The sequence below is a fragment of the Pseudarthrobacter enclensis genome, from assembly GCF_001457025.1.
GTDB lineage: Bacteria > Actinomycetota > Actinomycetes > Actinomycetales > Micrococcaceae > Arthrobacter > Arthrobacter enclensis.
On record NZ_KQ758600.1, the window covers coordinates 655,651 to 671,594 of the forward strand.

Annotated in this window: 17 protein-coding genes; 3 read left to right on the plus strand and 14 right to left on the minus strand. The window is 68.7% G+C overall.

All coding sequences use genetic code 11. The features are described 5' to 3' along the window. Positions 1-105: 105 nt before the first annotated feature. The 5 genes from nrdH to AS031_RS07620 all read right to left on the minus strand — a co-directional run bounded on the left by nrdH (position 106) and on the right by AS031_RS07620 (position 4,881). On the minus strand, positions 106-351 hold the full coding sequence (nrdH, locus tag AS031_RS07600) for a glutaredoxin-like protein NrdH (protein WP_058267505.1): 246 nt from the start codon (positions 349-351) through the stop codon (positions 106-108). Positions 352-717: 366 nt separating this feature from the next. Beyond that, positions 718-1,272 (minus strand): TspO/MBR family protein, encoded by a 555-nt coding sequence (locus AS031_RS07605; protein ID WP_058267506.1) that lies wholly within the window; start codon positions 1,270-1,272, stop codon positions 718-720. Between the two features lie 62 nt (positions 1,273-1,334). Continuing rightward, positions 1,335-2,705 carry a class I SAM-dependent methyltransferase gene (locus AS031_RS07610; protein WP_082641965.1) on the minus strand — a complete coding sequence of 457 codons (1,371 nt, stop codon included), beginning with the start codon at positions 2,703-2,705 and terminating at the stop codon, positions 1,335-1,337. Further along, on the minus strand, positions 2,702-3,466 hold the full coding sequence (locus tag AS031_RS07615; RefSeq protein ID WP_058267635.1) for a DUF1365 domain-containing protein: 765 nt from the start codon (positions 3,464-3,466) through the stop codon (positions 2,702-2,704). Before AS031_RS07615 ends, AS031_RS07610 begins: the two co-directional genes overlap by 4 nt. Before the next feature lie 14 nt (positions 3,467-3,480). After that, on the minus strand, positions 3,481-4,881 hold the full coding sequence (locus AS031_RS07620) for an NAD(P)/FAD-dependent oxidoreductase (RefSeq protein WP_058267507.1): 1,401 nt from the start codon (positions 4,879-4,881) through the stop codon (positions 3,481-3,483). Between the two features lie 135 nt (positions 4,882-5,016). Here AS031_RS07620 and AS031_RS07625 point away from each other — a divergent pair, with 135 nt between their 5' ends. Both AS031_RS07625 and AS031_RS07630 read left to right on the plus strand, forming a co-directional pair. Then, entirely contained in the window at positions 5,017-5,934 is a 918-nt protein-coding gene (locus tag AS031_RS07625) for a LysR family transcriptional regulator (protein WP_058267508.1), read from the plus strand. Between the two features lie 45 nt (positions 5,935-5,979). Further along, complete coding sequence (locus AS031_RS07630; RefSeq protein WP_058267509.1) at positions 5,980-6,486, plus strand: DUF2004 domain-containing protein; 507 nt, start codon at positions 5,980-5,982, stop codon at positions 6,484-6,486. 82 nt (positions 6,487-6,568) lie between these two features. Here the strand turns inward: AS031_RS07630 and AS031_RS07635 are convergent, their stop codons facing one another. From AS031_RS07635 to AS031_RS07665, 7 genes are all read right to left on the minus strand, one after another. Further along, on the minus strand, positions 6,569-7,528 hold the full coding sequence (locus tag AS031_RS07635) for a methylenetetrahydrofolate reductase (protein ID WP_058267510.1): 960 nt from the start codon (positions 7,526-7,528) through the stop codon (positions 6,569-6,571). A gap of 222 nt (positions 7,529-7,750) precedes the next feature. After that, the gene (locus AS031_RS07640) at positions 7,751-8,620 is read right to left on the minus strand and encodes a hypothetical protein (protein WP_228379584.1); all 870 of its coding nucleotides are present in this window, start codon (positions 8,618-8,620) and stop codon (positions 7,751-7,753) included. After that, positions 8,617-9,510: a vWA domain-containing protein gene (locus AS031_RS07645; protein ID WP_141688775.1), complete on the minus strand. Its 894-nt coding sequence runs from the start codon at positions 9,508-9,510 to the stop codon at positions 8,617-8,619. Before AS031_RS07645 ends, AS031_RS07640 begins: the two co-directional genes overlap by 4 nt. Before the next feature lie 62 nt (positions 9,511-9,572). Continuing rightward, positions 9,573-10,574 carry a vWA domain-containing protein gene (locus tag AS031_RS07650; RefSeq protein ID WP_058267512.1) on the minus strand — a complete coding sequence of 334 codons (1,002 nt, stop codon included), beginning with the start codon at positions 10,572-10,574 and terminating at the stop codon, positions 9,573-9,575. Continuing rightward, a complete protein-coding gene (locus AS031_RS07655) occupies positions 10,565-11,035 on the minus strand; it encodes a hypothetical protein (RefSeq protein WP_058267513.1) in 471 nt (156 codons plus the stop codon). Before AS031_RS07655 ends, AS031_RS07650 begins: the two co-directional genes overlap by 10 nt. Then, positions 11,025-11,915, minus strand: a complete 891-nt coding sequence (locus tag AS031_RS07660; RefSeq protein ID WP_058267514.1) for a DUF58 domain-containing protein — start codon at positions 11,913-11,915, stop codon at positions 11,025-11,027. Before AS031_RS07660 ends, AS031_RS07655 begins: the two co-directional genes overlap by 11 nt. Positions 11,916-11,922: 7 nt before the next feature. Continuing rightward, a complete protein-coding gene (locus tag AS031_RS07665) occupies positions 11,923-12,930 on the minus strand; it encodes an AAA family ATPase (RefSeq protein ID WP_058267515.1) in 1,008 nt (335 codons plus the stop codon). Between the two features lie 151 nt (positions 12,931-13,081). Between AS031_RS07665 and AS031_RS07670 the strand changes: the two genes are divergently transcribed. After that, positions 13,082-13,285 (plus strand): hypothetical protein, encoded by a 204-nt coding sequence (locus AS031_RS07670; RefSeq protein WP_058267516.1) that lies wholly within the window; start codon positions 13,082-13,084, stop codon positions 13,283-13,285. Between the two features lie 53 nt (positions 13,286-13,338). Here the strand turns inward: AS031_RS07670 and AS031_RS07675 are convergent, their stop codons facing one another. Both AS031_RS07675 and AS031_RS07680 read right to left on the minus strand, forming a co-directional pair. Next, positions 13,339-14,541 (minus strand): ROK family transcriptional regulator, encoded by a 1,203-nt coding sequence (locus tag AS031_RS07675; RefSeq protein ID WP_058267517.1) that lies wholly within the window; start codon positions 14,539-14,541, stop codon positions 13,339-13,341. A 167-nt stretch (positions 14,542-14,708) separates the two neighbouring features. Beyond that, complete coding sequence (locus tag AS031_RS07680; protein WP_058267518.1) at positions 14,709-15,878, minus strand: class I SAM-dependent methyltransferase; 1,170 nt, start codon at positions 15,876-15,878, stop codon at positions 14,709-14,711. Positions 15,879-15,944: the final 66 nt, after the last annotated feature.

The window sequence follows — 15,944 nt, forward strand, 5'->3', positions numbered from 1 at the left end:
GCGCTGAGCCGCGTGGTTTTGCGGGACCCTGCGGTCCTGCTGTGCTGCTGGTGCTGCGATGGAAGTCACCTCAGCTGGTTGGTTGCTGGAAGGAAAAGCGTGTTCCTAGGCCACGGAGGATACAGTGGCCAGTGCCAGTTCCTCGATCTTGTCGGGGCGGAAACCAGACCAGTGGTCCTGGTCGGTGACCACGACGGGAGCCTGCATGTAGCCAAGGGCCTTCAGCCGCTCGAGGGCTTCGGCGTCCTGGGAGATGTCAACGCTCTGGTAGGTGATGCCCTTCTTGTCGAGCGCTCGGTAGGTGGCGTTGCACTGAACACAAGCAGGCTTCGTGTAAACCGTTACGGTCATTGTCGCTGTCCCCTTAGTCGAAATCTTCGCTGGCACGGTGTCCCCGTCCAAGCTGTATGTAGATACTACATGTAGTGCAGACGCCTCTTTGGAACCCCAAGATGATGTATTACAAGTATGTCATTTAATGAACCTTTAATCCACAGGCGGGGCCCTTCAAAATGTCCGGAATCCCGGCGGTTTCGAGGACGGAATCCACATCCTGTGGAGTACTTAGCCACATTTAAACCCCAGCGTGTCGCGGCAGAGACGGCGTGTCGCGGGCACGTTCCGGACATGGAAAAAGCGTGCAGGGTCACACCGTGGAGTGACCAAGCACGCTTCGGACCGGCCGGCTCATCCGGCGCCCTCCGGGACCGGGACGGGCTACCCCTTCCGGGGCGGATTCAGGCGGGCGATGGCGGCCGACAGGACAGTGGCGAACCCGCACCAGGCGGCATAGGGAGCCAGGGACACGCCGGCGGCACGGTCCAGCCGGTGGGTCCGGCGGACCAGGTCCGCGCTGCTGGCTGCCAGTAGTCCTGCCTCCGCCGCCGCCAGCCACGGCTTCCGCGACCGCCAGAAGAACCAGCTCCATGCCGCATTCAGCACCAGGTTCAGTGCCAGGGCGCGCTGGTAGGAGAGCAGCTCCCGACGCCGGCCCGCGGCACCGGGGCCGGCCCCGCCGTCGTCACCGCTTCCGCTGCCGTCCAGCGCGGCGGCGGAACCAATCACCGCGGCGCGGTCCAGGGCGACGGCCGACGTCACCGCGATGTCCGCGTACAAAGCGGTCCAGACCACCGGGAAGACGGCGGCCGGCGGCTGCCAGTCCGGTTTGCGCAGGCGCAGGTACCAGGCGCTCCGCGGCTCGGTTGCTGCACCGCCGAGGGCCGCTGTTGCCGCGGTGGCGGCGGCCGTCCATGCCAGTGTCCTGGGCTCCATCGTGAATCCTTTCCTCCGCCTGCGCGACGGCGGCCGCCACCTGCCGGCCGCCCGGCCGCCGTTTAGAGCTGCGCCTCGCGGCGGTCCAGCACGATCTGCTGCACGTCCAGGTATCCGGACTGGAAGCCTGCCCGGGAGTAGCAGAGGTAGAACAGCCACATCCGCTGGAAGACGGCATCGAAGCCCAGTTCGCCCACGTCCCGCGATTTCGCCAGGAAGCGTTCCTCCCACAGCCGCAACGTGGCGGCGTAGTGGTCGCCCATGCCCATCCGTTCGCGGACGCGCAGCGTGGTGTTCTGCTGGGTGACGCTTTCGATGGCCCGCACCGACGGCAGGAAACCGCCCGGGAAAATGTACTTGTGCACCCAGGTGTAGGCATTGCGGGTAGCCAGCATCCGGCCGTGCGGCATGGTGATCGCCTGGATGGCCACCTTTCCGCCCGGGGCCAGCACGCGGTCAATGGTCTGGAAGTAAATGGGCCAGTACTCGTACCCCACGGCCTCGATCATCTCCACCGACACGACGGCGTCGTACTCGCCTTCCACGGCCCGGTAGTCCTGCAGGGCGACCGTCACCTGGTGTGAGTATCCGGCGTCGGCGATGCGCTGCTGCGCCAGGGCCTGCTGTTCGCTGGAGAGCGTGACGCTGTACACGGTGGCGCCGCGGGCGGCGGCGCGGAGGGCCAGTTCGCCCCAGCCGGTGCCGATTTCCAGCAGCCGGGTGCCCTGGCCCACTCCGGCCTTGTCCAGCAGCCTGTCGATCTTGTCCTGCTGCGCCTGCGCCAGGACGTCCCATTCCACCGCGTCCAACGGTCCGGCAGCGACCGGGAAGAGCGCGGAGGAGTAGCTCATGGTGGCGTCGAGGAAGGTGGCGAAAAGGTCATTGGAGAGGTCGTAGTGCCGGGAGATGTTGCTGCGCGTGTTCTGTTCGGCGTTGCGTTCCTGCTTGGGGGTGCGCGGCAGGTACAGCGACCGCAGCTTCTGCAGCGGCATGGGGATCAGCGTGTCCACGGCGGCGGCAAACACTTCAAGTACGCCGGCAAGATCGCTGGCCTCCCAGTCGCCTGCCATGAACGATTCGCCCAGTCCGATCAGCCCGTTGTCGCCGATCCGCGCTTCAAACGCTTCGGGCCGGACCATGGTCATCACGGGGGCTTCGGGGCCGCCCTGGCCCAGGACGGTCCCGTCGGGGTAAACCACCCGCAGCGGCAGGCGCCGGGCCGCCCCCTTGAACAGCAGCCCGGCGGCCTTTCCGGCCACCGCGGCTTTCGCGCCCGACGGCGGCTGGGCAACTCCCGGCCACACGTCAGGGTCGATCGTGGCGGGCGACGCCGGGACTCCGGTGGGCGTCCACGCTGCGGGTCCGCGGTCGGCTGCAGGGCCGGCGGGGTGCACGTGTGCTGACGTGGTGCCGTTATCGTCCGTCATTGTCATTGAACTGCCTCCTGTGAGGTGTGGTGTGGCCTGGCGACGACGGGCAGGCGTCGTGCCCAGAGTTTAATGCCCTGCATCCTGATCAGCGCGGATACCAGCAGCGGCGCGGCCGGCACCTGGATGGCGGCGGCAAGGATGTTCCTGGCGGTGGCCGGCTGCCGCCGGCCGTCCATCGTGGCGACGAAGGGCCGCTGCCCCGCCCGTTCCAGCACGATGGACACGGCGAGCCGCTCCCCCGGCGCGGGCAGCTTCATCCGGTACTGTCCGTCGACGTCGTTGAAGGGTGAAACGTAGAATGCCTTGGGTACCGACGCCCGGCCTGCCGGGTCGGTCCGGAGCAGGTAGCAGTGCCGCTCGCCATAGGTGTTGTGGACCTCGGCGACGACGCACTGGAGTTCGCCGCCGGCGGTGTAGCACCAGAACAGGGTCAGCGGGTTGAAGACGTAGCCCAGGACCCGGGCGCTGGTCAGCATGTGGATGGGCCCGCCGCCGGGCTGGATGCCCTGGGCCTGCAGGAACCGTTCCACGTTGGCCCGGATGCTTGAGCCCGGATCGCCGAGGTGGTCGCCTGCCCGAAATTCGGCGAGGGGCCGGAGCAGCCGCGGCAGCCGGGGCAGGTGGTCGACGTCGACGAACCAGCTGTAGCTGCGGTAGGTGAAGGCATTCTTCAGGGGGCTTTGCCGCACGTGGGAGATGGCGGTGCGGTAGATGGCCGCACCCGCGGCTGCCGCGTCCGCGGCGGGGGCTGCACCCGGACTCATGGCTACACCGTAGCTCATGCAGGTTCCGCTGCAGGGGCCAGTTCCCGCTCGCCGTCGTCCGTGGCGGCGGCCGTCCCTGCGGGAAGGACCCGGGCCCACCGCCGGCCCAGCTTTTCGGCGGCGCGGACGCCGGACAGTGCGCCGTCCTCGTGGAAGCCCCAGCCCAGGTAGGCGCCGGCGTAGGCGATGCGGTTGTCAGCCAGGGCAGCGATTGCCTGCTGTGCCTTGAGGGATTCGGGAGTGTACTGCGGGTGTTCGTACACCATGCGTTCCAGCACGGAACCGTCGGCGATCAGGTCGGACTCCCCCAGGCTGACCAGGTAGGGCCGTCCGTCCTGCGGGGTGAGCCGTTGGAGCCGGGTGAGGTCGTAGCTGACCAGGACCCGGTCCGGCCGGGAATCGCAGGAGGGCAACCGGTAGTTCCATGATGCCTTGGCGTTGTCCGCGGCCGGCAGGACTGCAGGGTCGCGGTGGAAGACGGTGTGGTTGACGGAGTACGGCATGCCGCCCAGTGCTTCCTTTTCCTCCGGAGTGGCGTCGGCCAGGAACCCGAGGGCCTGCGCGGGGTGGGTGGCCACCACCACGGCGTCGTAGTCTTCCAGCCTGTCCGCGGCCGCAATCTCAACGCCCGTGCCGGTGCGGCGGATGGCGGTGACGGGGGTGTTGAGCCGGATATCCGGCAAGGTGGCGGCCAGCTTTTCGACGTAGCGTGCAGAGCCGCCGGTGACGGTGCGCCACTGCGGCGAGCCTTTGATGCCCAGCATGCCGTGGTGCCCCAGGAAGGTGAAAAGGTACCTCGCGGGGTAGTTCAGCGCTGTGGTCGGATCGCAGGACCAGACGGCGCTGACCACCGGGGTCATGAAGTGCGAGATGAAGTAGGCGCTGAAGTTCTCGCGGGCCAGGAATTCCCCGAGGGTGGGTTCGGGACGTTCGGCACCGCCGTCCACGGAGGACACGGGAGCGGTGTCCAGCAGGGCGCGCGCCCTCCGGTAGAACCTGGTCACTTCCAGCAGCATCAGCAGGTAGCGTCCGCGCAGCAGGCTGGACGGCCGGGCGATGATCCCGCGGGCGCCGTCCCGGGCTCCGGCGTACTCGAGTCCGCAGCCGTCGCAGCGGATGGACATGCTCATCTCCGAGTCCTGCGTTTCGATGCCCAGTTCGGCGAACAGCCGCAGCAGAGTGGGGTAGGTCCGTTCGTTGTGCACGATGAAGCCGGTGTCCACCCCGAGGGTCGTGCCGTCAGGCTGGGGCATGTCGTGGGTGTGGGCGTGCCCGCCCAGCCGGGAGTCAGCTTCGAAGAGGGTGACATCGTCTTCCCGGTTCAGGACGTAGGCTGCCGTCAGGCCTGCCACTCCGCTTCCGATGACGGCGACCCGCCGCCGTCCCCCTCCACCTGCTGCTGCGCTCGGTGACATTGATGCTCCTCTGCTGAACACGTGTCGCTGGTCGGTATACAAACGGCAATTCGGTGCAGTCTACGGGCCGGATGGGAAGCGTCCTTGCCTTTTTGCCCCGGCCCGTCCCCGCGCCCTCCGGAGTATTGTTGGCTGGTGGTCAATCCGGTGCATTTGAAGACGTTGTTGGAGGTCACCCGGCTGGGCTCGTTCGCGGCGGCGGCGGCGACGCTGGGCTACACCGCGTCGGCGGTGTCCCAGCAGATGTCCGCGCTCGAGCGGGATACGGGGACCATCCTGTTCAAGCGTGCGGCGCGGAGCGTGGTCCCCACGGAAGCCGCCGTCGTCATGACCCGGCACGCCGCCAAGGTCCTGACCGACATCGAGGCACTGATGGCCGCCGCGTCCAAGACCCGGGTTTCTGCCACCCAGGAACTTCGGCTGGGAATCTTCCCCAGCCTGGCCACCTATGTGCTGCCGCGGATCCTGAAGAATCCCGCGTGGAAGAACCTCGGCATCGACCTCCGGGTGTCGGTGGCCGAACCCGGCCAGACCATCCAGGGGCTCCGGGCCGGCGGCGACCTGGACCTCGCCGTGGTGTTCCAGGTGGGCCAGACCGGCGTGGCCTGGCCGGCCACGATCAACCGGCAGTGGGTTGGCGACGACGATTTCCGGGTGGTGCTGCCCAGGGACTGGGGCTTCCGCCAGGATGCGGGGCTGGCCGCGGAACACCTGTCCGAGCTTCCCTGGATCATGCACCACCCCGGGACCAGTGACGCCATTGTGATCGAGCGGCTCTTCGCCGGCTGCAACCTCCATCCGCGCGTTGTGGCCCACAGTGACGATTTCCACGCCAGCCTCGAAATGGCTGCCGCGGGGCTGGGCGCGGCGCTGGTCCCCGAGCTCGCGCTGCGGAACAAGCCGGCCGGCGTCGTGGTGCTGGATGTGCCGGAAATCCGGCTCGCCCGGAACGTGTTCGCGCTCCTGATCAATGACCGCAAAACGGCCCGTGTCCAGCTTTTCGTGGACCTGATGGCGGAAACACTGGCGGGCATGCGCACCGCGGTGAATTAGGACGCAACGCTGGAATGCGCTGCACTTCGGGTCTATGTTGAATCTATGACCAAGGTAGCCAGCCAGCATTTTGGCGAGATTGAGCTCAATCACGGCAGGGACCACCTCTTTGCCGCCAAGCACGAGCTGCATGGCCACCCGTTGGAAATCGACCTGAACGTCACGGCCCATGACCACTTCGATGAGGCGGCCCTGCGCAAGGTCGATTACCGGCTCCGGTTCCTCCCGGAACTCGTCGATGAGGTCCGCGAGATGATCGCCGAGGAACTCGAACAGGACGGCACCAGCCCGCAGGAGTACCTGCATTTCCACTGCAACGCCCTCAAGGAAGAGCACCTGCACAAGGTCTTTGGTGTAGAGGACCGCAGCCAGCTCACCAATGACGTCTTCCTCAAGGCCCTGAAACTGGGGCGCCTGGCCATCTACCCGGGGCAGCCCGAACGGTATTTCGTCCTGGACTTCACCCTGGGCGAGCACTTCACCGACGAGGTGCTGGTGGCATCCGCCGACGAGGACGGCGTGGTGGACGACGAGATCGTCTGGGAATCCTGACCCGATTCAAACACGACGCCGGCTGGTCACCCCAGGTGACCGGCCGGCGTCGTACTTAATTAGGAGCTGGCGCGGACTCAAGTCAGCCGGCGAGTTGTGCCCGGGCGGCGTTCCGGCTGCCAGCGCGGCTGTGCCGCGGCAGGGACAGCTTGTCCAGGACCTCCAGGGCGCTCTGGTGCTCATTGAAGGTGAAGAGGTGGATGCCCGGAGCGCCGGCGTCGAGCGCGGCATTGGCCAGATCCACGGTGGCGTCGACTCCGATGCGCAGCCGTTCCAGGTCGGTGTCCGCCGCCGCGAGGCGGTCGGTGAGCTTCGTGTCGGGTTGAAGTCCGGCGAGTTCGCCGAGCCGCTTGACGCGGCGGAGGCTTGTCAGGGGCATGACGCCGGGGATGATGGGAATGGCCACCCCGGCACGGCGGGCACGGGCGAGCAGGTCCTCGTACTGGGACGGGTGGAAGAACACCTGCGTGATAGCGAAGTCCGCGCCGGAACGCTGCTTGGCCAGCAGCACCTCGACGTCGTGCTCCTCGCTGGGTGATTCCGGGTGGCGTGCGGGGTAGGCCGCAACGCCCACGGCGATCTTGCCGGCGCACAGCAGGGCCGAGCGCCGCTGCTCCACGCGGCGGATGAGCTCGATCAGGTCCTGGGCGTAACGCAGGGAACCGTCAACGGGACGGTCTCCGTCCTTCGGCAGGTCGCCGCGGAGCGCGAGGATCCCGCGGACGCCCGTGTCCAGCAGCTGGCCGATGATGCCTGCCAGTTCCTGCGGCGTGTTGCCGATGCAGGTCAGGTGCGCCAGCGGCCGCAGGGTGGTCTCGACCAGCAGCCGGTCGATGAGTTCGACGGCGGTGTCCCGGTTGGAGCCACTGGCACCGTAAGTGACGGACACGTAGTCCGGTTCGGTGGTCTCCAGCTCACGGATGGTGGTCCAGAGCGTTTCGGCCGCAGCCGGGGAACGGGGCGGAAACAGTTCGTAGGACAGCGCCACGGGAGCTGCGTCCGAAAGGTTGGGAGATGCGTCACTACGCCTTGGTGATGACATTTGCGTCCTTGGTGACCGTGTGCAAATGTCAGGCCCACATGGGGGCACCCACACGCTCCGGTTGGAGGGTCGCTGACACGTTACAGGGGTAACTTGGGGACGACTCTATGGGCGGCGGGGCGCCCGTTCAAGCTGGCGGCCGAATTAAGACTCACTTTGACGACTGGTTCCGGGCCGCCACTGCAGATTGTTCGCCTGAAAGGGTTGTCGCCGGCCGCTGCGCTACCAGGGACGCTCCGGTTGTTCCGCGTAGCCACTGTCGTTGAGGTACTCCTCCCGCTCCCTGCCGGTGTTGCGTTCGCGCTGGGACTGCCGGCCGCTTTCCTCCAGCTGGTCGAGCCGGTCCTGCTGCGCTGCGTCCTCCGGGTCGGCTTCCGTGGTGTCCTGCGGATCCGCGGTGGCCGCATCCTGTTTTCCGGACCCCAGCTTGCCGGCAAGGCGCCGGCCTGCCTCGCCGAGCCGCTCCCCCGCTTGCGCTAACTGGCTGTCCCGTTCCGGGGACTCCCCCGGTGCGCATCCCGCCGGCGCCGCCTTCACCGCGTCCATCGCCTGGGCATAGAGGTCCGCGGCCGACGCCGGGTCCCCGGCGTCGGCGGTTTCGTCGCCCAGGCGTTCGGTGGCCAGGACCAGGTTCACCCGGACTATGCAGGCGTCCGGCACCGCGTCCGGGGCAACGAGGGTGAGGGCTTCCGCGAAGTGCCCACGGGCCGACAGGAAGTCGCCGTCGAGGACGTCGGCGTCCCCTGCGGCGAACGGTGCCTTATGGGGTTCGACGATGTTCAGTGGCAGCAGCCAGCCTGCCGCCGAGCGGGCAGCGTCCCCGTCAGCGGCGGCAAAGGCCGCGGATGCCTGGCCGGAAAGGAGGCCAAGGCTGAGCAGCTTGGCAGCGGCGGCCACGACCAGGCAGGCAGGTGCAGCGGACCAGACCAGGAGGCGGCGCCGCCGGGTCCGCATGGCTGCGGCGGGTCCGCCGGCGCCGGGGTCCAGTGCGCCGGGACCGCGGGATTCGGCATGACGCTGTTCCCCCTGCCGCTGTTCCCCCTGCCCGGCACGGAGCGCCGGGCGCGGCGGTTCCTGGAACATGGTGTTCATCTGCCCCTCTCCGCCCGCATGCTGTTCGCCCTGGATGTGGCGGCCCGGGGAAGGTCCCGGAAACGGCGGAGGATCAGGACCGCGTCCGGAAGGGCGAGCGTGAAGGCCGCCGCGGCGAACAGCCAGTACAGTTCAGTCCGGCCGTTGACGCTGTCGTCGTTGCGTTGCAGGGTCCCGGTGCCGGCCGCACGCGTCATCGGACCGGCGGGGTCTCCGGCCTGCCGGTGGAGGTAAGGAACGCCCAGCTGGGAGGCCACTTCCTGCAGCCGCGGCTCGTCCAGCCGGGACACGGCGTCCCCGCCGCTGCCGTCTGCCACATAGGGCGCAGTCCCGGCTTCCTCCGGGTTGCCGGTGTTTTCCTTCATCCGTCCCCCGGCGGCCGTTCCGTAGCCCAGCACAGCTCCCCCGGCCACCAGGCCGCTGCCAAGGCTGAGGGGCTCGGGCTCCTTTCCGCTGGTCTGTTCGCCGTCGCCCAGGTAATAGACCAGCCGGGGACGTTCGGGGTTGTTCTTCCTGGCTGCTTCCAGCCGGTCCGCGAGAACCTGCCGCGCCGCCGTGATGCTGCTGCCCTTGGCGTAGGCCGTCACCTCGGGTTCAAGGACCGACGTCATCGTTTCGAGCGCCGTGGTGTCAGTGGTCAGTGGCATGCGCACAAACGCCTTGGTGTCGAAGGTGATCAGCGAGTAGCGCGCCCCGGGGAGTTCGGCGGCGATGGCCATGATGTCGCGGCGGACACCGTCAAGGCGTGGTGCGGAGTTGCCGTAGTCCTCGGCCACCATGCTGGTGGTGGTGTCCACCACGAAGAACACGTTCAGGTCCGCGGCGGCGGCCTGTGCCGTGCCGCCGGGCAGTGCCGGACGGAGCAGGGCCGTGACCAAGAACAGTGCCATCACTCCCCGGCGTACCCAGGCCCGGGTGATGCGGACTCTGCCAAGTGGCAGGCGGGCCCGGGTCACAGCCGCAACCTCCACAGCGCCGCGCAGAGGACCAGGCCCGCAACAGCGGCTACGCCCAGTGGCAGGGCCGGCTGGTCCGCGGCGACCGCCTGCGGGGCACCCTTGAGGGCGGCCGTCTCTGTCTTCTCCACCGCCGCGACGATTCCCGGGACCGCTTCGGCGCTGTCAAGCGGATAATAGGCTCCGCCGGTTGTTTCGGCGGCCGCGCGCAGCTGGGCGCCCGGCTGGTCCTCGCCGGAACCGTAATCGAGGTCGCCGGGGTTCAAGGCGTACACGCGTACCGTCCGGTCCTTGGCCAGGGCGGCGGCCTGGCCGAGGGTCATGACCGGACGGCCAGAGACATAGTTGTCCGTGGCCAGCACCACGGACCGTGACCGCGGGGTGCCGTTCTCCGCCGTTCCGGCACCGGTGCGGGGGAAGCCGCTGAGGCAGGTTGCCAGCCCGTCGCCGATCAGGGAGGAGCCGCGTCCGCTCCACGTGCCGTCCAGGAATCCGGAGGTGCCGGGCTTGCCCTCGAAGGCGTCGCGGGCCAGTGCCAGCTGTTCCTGTGCGTACTCGTAGTCGTCGGTCAGCGGAAACACCTGGATGCCGGTGCTGTCAAAGATGGTCAACCCGATCCGTTCACCGTCGAACTCCCGGGCCAACCCGGCAAAGACGTCCACCACGGCGGCGTCCGCGCTGCTCATGGACCCGGACACGTCCAGGCAGAGCATGATGTCCCGGTTCCGCTGCTCCGGCACGGTGGTGGTGATGTCCACGGGCCGGGCTGCCGCCACGGCCGCGGACACCAGCAGCGACGCGGCAGCGGTGGCGGCCACTGCCAGCCAGCGGCGGTGGCGGCGCAGCGCCGCCTGGTATTCGGGCAGCATGGTGAGGCGCTCCGTGTGGGCGGCAGGCCGCCGTCGGGCGTCCGGGGTACGGCGGCGCCGGGCGGTCCATGCGGCCGCGCCGGCAGCCAACGCTGCTGCCGGGAGCAGCCACCAGAACATCAGTTCCATGTGCCCACCATGTCCCGTGCCCTGGCGGCTGCCTGCGCTACCGGCGGCAGCGGCTCGGGGGCGAACTCCCCGGGGTAGATGGCGCCCACCGCTGCGGCGGCCGACGGCAAGGGGTGCCGCTCCAGGTCGGCAAGCGTCATGCGCGGGGCGTCCACGCCGGTGGCGTCGCGGACAAAGCAGCGCAGGAGGTGGCTGATGTCCTGGTGTGCGGCGCGGGCGCTCAGGGTCCCGGCGGCCGCGGCCCGCTCGGCCTCCTCGATCCGCTGCAGGTAGGCGGCCTTCAAGACCGCCAGGTCCGTCAACGGAGCCGGGCGCGTGCCGCCGTCGTCCGCGCCGGGCCGGCGGGAGGAGGCAAAGACGAAGACGAACCACGCGGCGGTCAGGGCAAGGAGGAGCACAGCCACCCACATCCACGCAGGGCTGTACTGCATTGGGCCGAAGAAGTCCTGCTCAGCCGGCACGGCGGTGCCTTTCCAGGAGGGTGAAGAGGGCCGTGATGACGTCCTGGCTGCTGTCCACCGTGCCCTCGGTGACGCCCGCCTGCCGCAGCATGGCCCGGCGCGCGTGGTCCCGGCTGGCGGCCGCATCGGCATAGGCGGCGGCGACCGAGGCGTCGGACGCCAGGCCGGGGGGAAGGACCGTGGAATCGGCAACACTGAAATATCCGGCACCGGGCTGCCCTCCCCCGGCCGTAGCCAGCTCCGCGTCGCGGATGGTCAGCCAGAGGATTTCGTGCTGCGCGCGCAGGCGGCGCAGGACCTGGCCCATGGCGGGGGACGCGGGGACCTCGTCCGCCACGACGAACAGCAGGTTGCGTCCCTTGACAGTGCGCGCCACGTGGTCCAACTGGTCCTCGAGCCGGCTGGCGGCAGAGTCGAGGCTGGTGTGCCCATCAACGTGCCGGAGCAGCCGTTCCAGGTGGGCTTCGCCGGACTTCGCCGGAATGGTGTGTGTGGCTGCCGCGTCACCGCTGACCAGGCCCACGACGTCGCCGTGCCGGTGGGCCAGGTATCCGGTGACCCCCAGCGCCATGATGGCAATGTCCTTCTTGGTTTCCCCGGACCGGGACACCGCGGCCATGTTCCGTCCGGTGTCCGTGACGAGGATGACGGTCTGCCGCCGCACTGCAACGTAGCGGCGGATCAAGGGTGAGCCGTGCCGGGCCGTGGCTTTCCAGTCGATGTCACGCACTTCGTCTCCGGCGACGTACGCGCGCAGATCGTCGAAGTCGAGGCTGCGGCCGCGGAAAACGGACCCGTACTCGCCGTCGAGCATGCCGCGGGCTTTGCGGTGGGCAAAGATGGCCATTTTCGACTTGACCCGGTGCAGGAGGCTGGTCATCCGGGTCTCAGGGGGTCTGGACCGCGGCGACGACGGCGTCGATCACCGTCTCCACCGGCACCTGCTCAGCCACGGCGTCGAAATTGAGGATGATGCGGTGCCGCAGCACGCGGTGCGCCAGGGAGCGGACGTCCTCGGGGATGACGTGGTCCCGCCCGTTCAACAGGGCCATGGCCCGGGCGGCCTGGCTGAAGGCGATGCTGGCCCGGGGGCTGGCGCCAAACTCGATGAAATCGGCCAGCCGCGGTTCGATGTACTGGCCGGCGTTCCGGGTGACGAAGACCAGCCCCACGATGTAGTTGATGATGGCCGGGTCGATGTAGATGCGGCGGACCAGTTCCTGGGCTGCGGTGACCGAGTCCAGGGACACAGCGGCCGGCGGCGCCTGTTCCGGGGTGAAGACGCCGGCGTCGATCCTGCGGATGATCTCGGCTTCCTCAGCCGGTGACGGGTAGTCCAGCACGTCCTTGAGCATGAAGCGGTCCATCTGCGCTTCGGGGAGCTGGTACGTTCCCTCCTGCTCAATGGGGTTCTGCGTGGCGAGGACCAGGAACGGCTGGGGCAGGCGGTAGTCCTGCCCGCCGATGGACGTCTGGCGTTCCTGCATGGCCTCGAGCATGGCGCTCTGCGTCTTGGCGCTGGAGCGGTTGATTTCGTCGAGGAGGACGATGTTGGCGTGCACTGGCCCCAGCTGGGTGACGAAGGTACCTTTGGCGGCGTCGTAGATCTGCGTGCCGACGATGTCGCTGGGCAGCAGGTCCGGGGTGCACTGGATCCGGCGGAACCCGGCACTGACGGCCTCGGCGACGGTTTGCGCCGCCGTGGTCTTGGCCAGGCCGGGGACGCTCTCAAGCAGGATATGGCCGCCGGTCAGCAGGCCAACCAGGAGCGATTCCCGCAGCCTCGCCTGTCCCACGACCTTGGCCTCGAAACTGCGGCTGATGCCGGCCACCACCTGTTGCGCCCGGGCCAGCCCGGCCGGATCGATGCGTGCGGACGCGCTGGTTTGGAGCACTGGATTCCCCCTGGTGGACGGTTGCGGCAGGGCAGGCCCGGTTCCCGGCCTTCCGCCAGCCATCCTATCCATATCCGGGCCGGTGAACCGCGGAAAAACAGGCCGATGGGGACCCCTCCCCATCGGCCGCGCGCAGGTCTATCCTTTTGCCATGAGTGAGCTTCCAGCGAGTTACAAGGACTTTCTCTCTGATAAAAGCGAGATGTTCATCAGCACTGTCAAGCCTGTCCTGCAGCAGTCGGCGGCGGACAAGCTCCACGGCGTCCGGGTGACCTACAACCCCGGATCCACCGGCCACCAAGCCCACATCGATGACACCCTTCCCTTCGGCGTGGTGTTCGAGGACATCGACTGACGGGGTTCCGTGCGCCGGGTCCTGCCAGCCTGGCGGGTCCGGCGCACGGGGTGTCAGCTGTCGAGCAGCAGGCGCTGTGCGCGCGGGGCGAGGGTGTGCTCCAGGACCAGTGACGCAGCGCCGATGGCCCCCACGTCCTCGCCCACGCCCGTGCCCACCACCTCGATGGGGTGGATGAGCCTCGCTGCGCTGTTGGCCTCCAGCAGGGGCGGCACCTTCTCGAGAAACCGTTCCGCCATGCCGCTCCAGAACGGACCGCCGAACACCACCCGTTCGACGTCGAGCGTGTTGGTGACCACGGAGATGGCCCGGGCAACGAGGGTGGCGGATTTGTCGATGATGGCAACGGCCCGTTCGTCGCCGGCGTCGGCCAGTTCGCACAGCCTGGTGAAGCTCTGCTGGACCTCCGCTCCGCTGTTGCCGGGCCGGGCACCGTCCAGGATGCCGGCTGCTTCGGCCTCCGCCACCAGGACCTGCGGGATGCAGGACGACTTGACGCAGCCACGCAGCCCGCAGTCGCACGGCGGGCCGTCGGGGTCCACCATGATGTGCCCGATTTCGCCGGCGTTCCCGGAGGTCCCGCGGACCACCTCGTCGTTAAGGACGATGCCGCAGCCGATGCCGGTTCCCATGTACATGAAGACGAAGCTGCCGGAGCCGCTGGGTCCGCCGGCCCAGGTTTCGGCCACCGCGGCGCTGGTGACGTCCTTATCCACGAGGACGGAGTATCCGGTGGCCGTGGACAGGGCGTTGCGCAGTTCGACGCGGTCCCACCCCGGAAGCAGCGGCGGATCCACCACGGTGCCGTTGTCGAGGTCGATGGGCCCCGGGGCGGCGACGCCGAGCCCGGCGATCCGGTCGCGGTCGACGCCGGAGTCATCCACCAGCCGGCCGATCTGGTCGGCGATCGTGGTGATGACCGCGGAGGGGTCGTTGCCGCCCGGGGTGTCGATCCGTGCGTGCCGGACCACCGAACCCACCAGGTCCAGCACCACGAAGGTGGTGACGGCCGGATCCAGGTGGACGCCCAGCGCGTACATGCCCTTGGGGTTGAGCCGCAGGATGGTGCGGGGCTTGCCCGGGCCGGTGCCTTCCTTCCCGGCCTCGACGATCAGGTTCTGGTCCAGGAGGCGGCGGGAGATGTTGGAGATGGTTTGCGGGGACAGGCCCACGATCTGCGCCAGCTCAACCCGGCTGAGGCCGCCCGAGGAGCGGCGGATGGCGTCAAGGATGACGGTGAGGTTGAAATCCCCCATCCTTGGCAGGTTGGTTCCGCGCCTCGGTGAGGATGGGCGGATCTCGGACACGGCTTCCCCTAAACGTCATGGGCCACGTGGTTGTGGTGCTGCTTGAATCGTACGTTACGCACCGGTGCAGACACATAGCCGGGCAGGCGCTCCGGCGTGGCGGCGGACGCCGGCCCTCAGGCGGCCCGGCGCACGCTGCGGGTGACCGTGAATTTGGGGTTGTTGCCGGCGACGCCGGTGGGTCCCACGGCGCGTTCCAGGGACGGAAGATACTGCAGGTGCCGGTTGTAGACGGTCCAGAGTTCCCCGCCGGGCGCCAGCACCCGTCCGGCAGCCTCTATGAGTTTCAGGCCGGCGCCGGCGTGGACGCCGGCGCCCACATGGAAGGGCGGATTGAGGAGGACCAGGTCGGCGCCGGCGTCGGCCATGGTGCTGAGCGCGTCGTCCTGGAGCACGCTGATCCGGCCTTCCAGCCCGTTTGCCCGGGCAGTGGCGAGGGCCGAGGCTGCTGCCGCGGCTGACTGGTCCGTCGCGGTGACCCGGGACTGCGGGAACTGACGGGCGTACATGGCGGCGAGGATGCCGGTGCCGCAGCCCAGGTCCACGGCGTGGCGGGCCGGCTTCATCCGGGGCAGGAAGGTCAGCAGGTACCGGGTGCCGATGTCCAGCTTCGGGCCCGCGAACACGGCACCGTGGGCCGCCACGTCGAGGTTGATGTCGGACAGGTGGACGACGGCGGGGAAGGTGGAGGTTTCCGCGGCTGCCTGCGGGCCGGTGGCTTCGATGACGCGGGACTTCTGCCGCGCCAGCTGCGGCCGCACCGACGCGAAATGACGTTCCAGGATGCTGTTCATGCCCAATGACATGTGCTTGACCCGTCCGCCTGCCAGCAGGAGGGCGTCCGGTGCGGCGTGCCGGGCGATCGCGGCCGCGGTCTCATCCAGCTCTGCGAGGGTTTTGGGAAGCTGCAGCAGGACGGCGTCCGCGTCCGTGAGGAGCTCAGGGCCGAGCGGCAGCTGCCGGAACGCTGGCTCCCGCCGGCTTCCGCCGTCGTCCGTGTTCCTGGCCGCCTGCCACCGCCGTGCGTTGCGCTGCAGCGCCCGTTCACCCGTGATGAGGTCCTGGTGGACGCGGACCGCCGAGGGCTCCAGCACGGCAAGGGCGCCCAGTGTCAACGCCCCGTAGCGGTCGCCGATGACGGTGACGGAACTTCCGGGCCGGATCCGGGCTGCCGCGGTGTCCAGCAGGAGCCGGTCGGTGGCGTCCCAGGCCTGCAGGTTGGGTGCCTCCACATCCGGCTCCCGCCGGAGGACTTCGAAAAGGCTGTCAAGGCTGTCTGCTGCCACGTACTTCCTGCCGTTGTTGGTTGGGCGCGCGCCGGCGCCGTTTGGGTATTTGCCGTTGATGGCGTG

Coding starts and splice junctions, on each gene's coding strand:
- AS031_RS07670 (WP_058267516.1), top strand. CDS start 13,082: ATGAGTGAGCTTCCAGCGAGTTACAAGGACTTTCTCTCTGATAAAAGC.
- nrdH (WP_058267505.1), bottom strand. CDS start 351: ATGACCGTAACGGTTTACACGAAGCCTGCTTGTGTTCAGTGCAACGCC.
- AS031_RS07645 (WP_141688775.1), bottom strand. CDS start 9,510: ATGGCACTGTTCTTGGTCACGGCCCTGCTCCGTCCGGCACTGCCCGGC.
- AS031_RS07615 (WP_058267635.1), bottom strand. CDS start 3,466: ATGAGTCCGGGTGCAGCCCCCGCCGCGGACGCGGCAGCCGCGGGTGCG.
- AS031_RS07635 (WP_058267510.1), bottom strand. CDS start 7,528: ATGTCATCACCAAGGCGTAGTGACGCATCTCCCAACCTTTCGGACGCA.
- AS031_RS07650 (WP_058267512.1), bottom strand. CDS start 10,574: ATGGAACTGATGTTCTGGTGGCTGCTCCCGGCAGCAGCGTTGGCTGCC.
- AS031_RS07660 (WP_058267514.1), bottom strand. CDS start 11,915: ATGACCAGCCTCCTGCACCGGGTCAAGTCGAAAATGGCCATCTTTGCC.
- AS031_RS07610 (WP_082641965.1), bottom strand. CDS start 2,705: ATGACAATGACGGACGATAACGGCACCACGTCAGCACACGTGCACCCC.
- AS031_RS07675 (WP_058267517.1), bottom strand. CDS start 14,541: ATGGGGGATTTCAACCTCACCGTCATCCTTGACGCCATCCGCCGCTCC.
- AS031_RS07640 (WP_228379584.1), bottom strand. CDS start 8,620: ATGAACACCATGTTCCAGGAACCGCCGCGCCCGGCGCTCCGTGCCGGG.
- AS031_RS07630 (WP_058267509.1), top strand. CDS start 5,980: ATGACCAAGGTAGCCAGCCAGCATTTTGGCGAGATTGAGCTCAATCAC.
- AS031_RS07605 (WP_058267506.1), bottom strand. CDS start 1,272: ATGGAGCCCAGGACACTGGCATGGACGGCCGCCGCCACCGCGGCAACA.
- AS031_RS07620 (WP_058267507.1), bottom strand. CDS start 4,881: ATGTCACCGAGCGCAGCAGCAGGTGGAGGGGGACGGCGGCGGGTCGCC.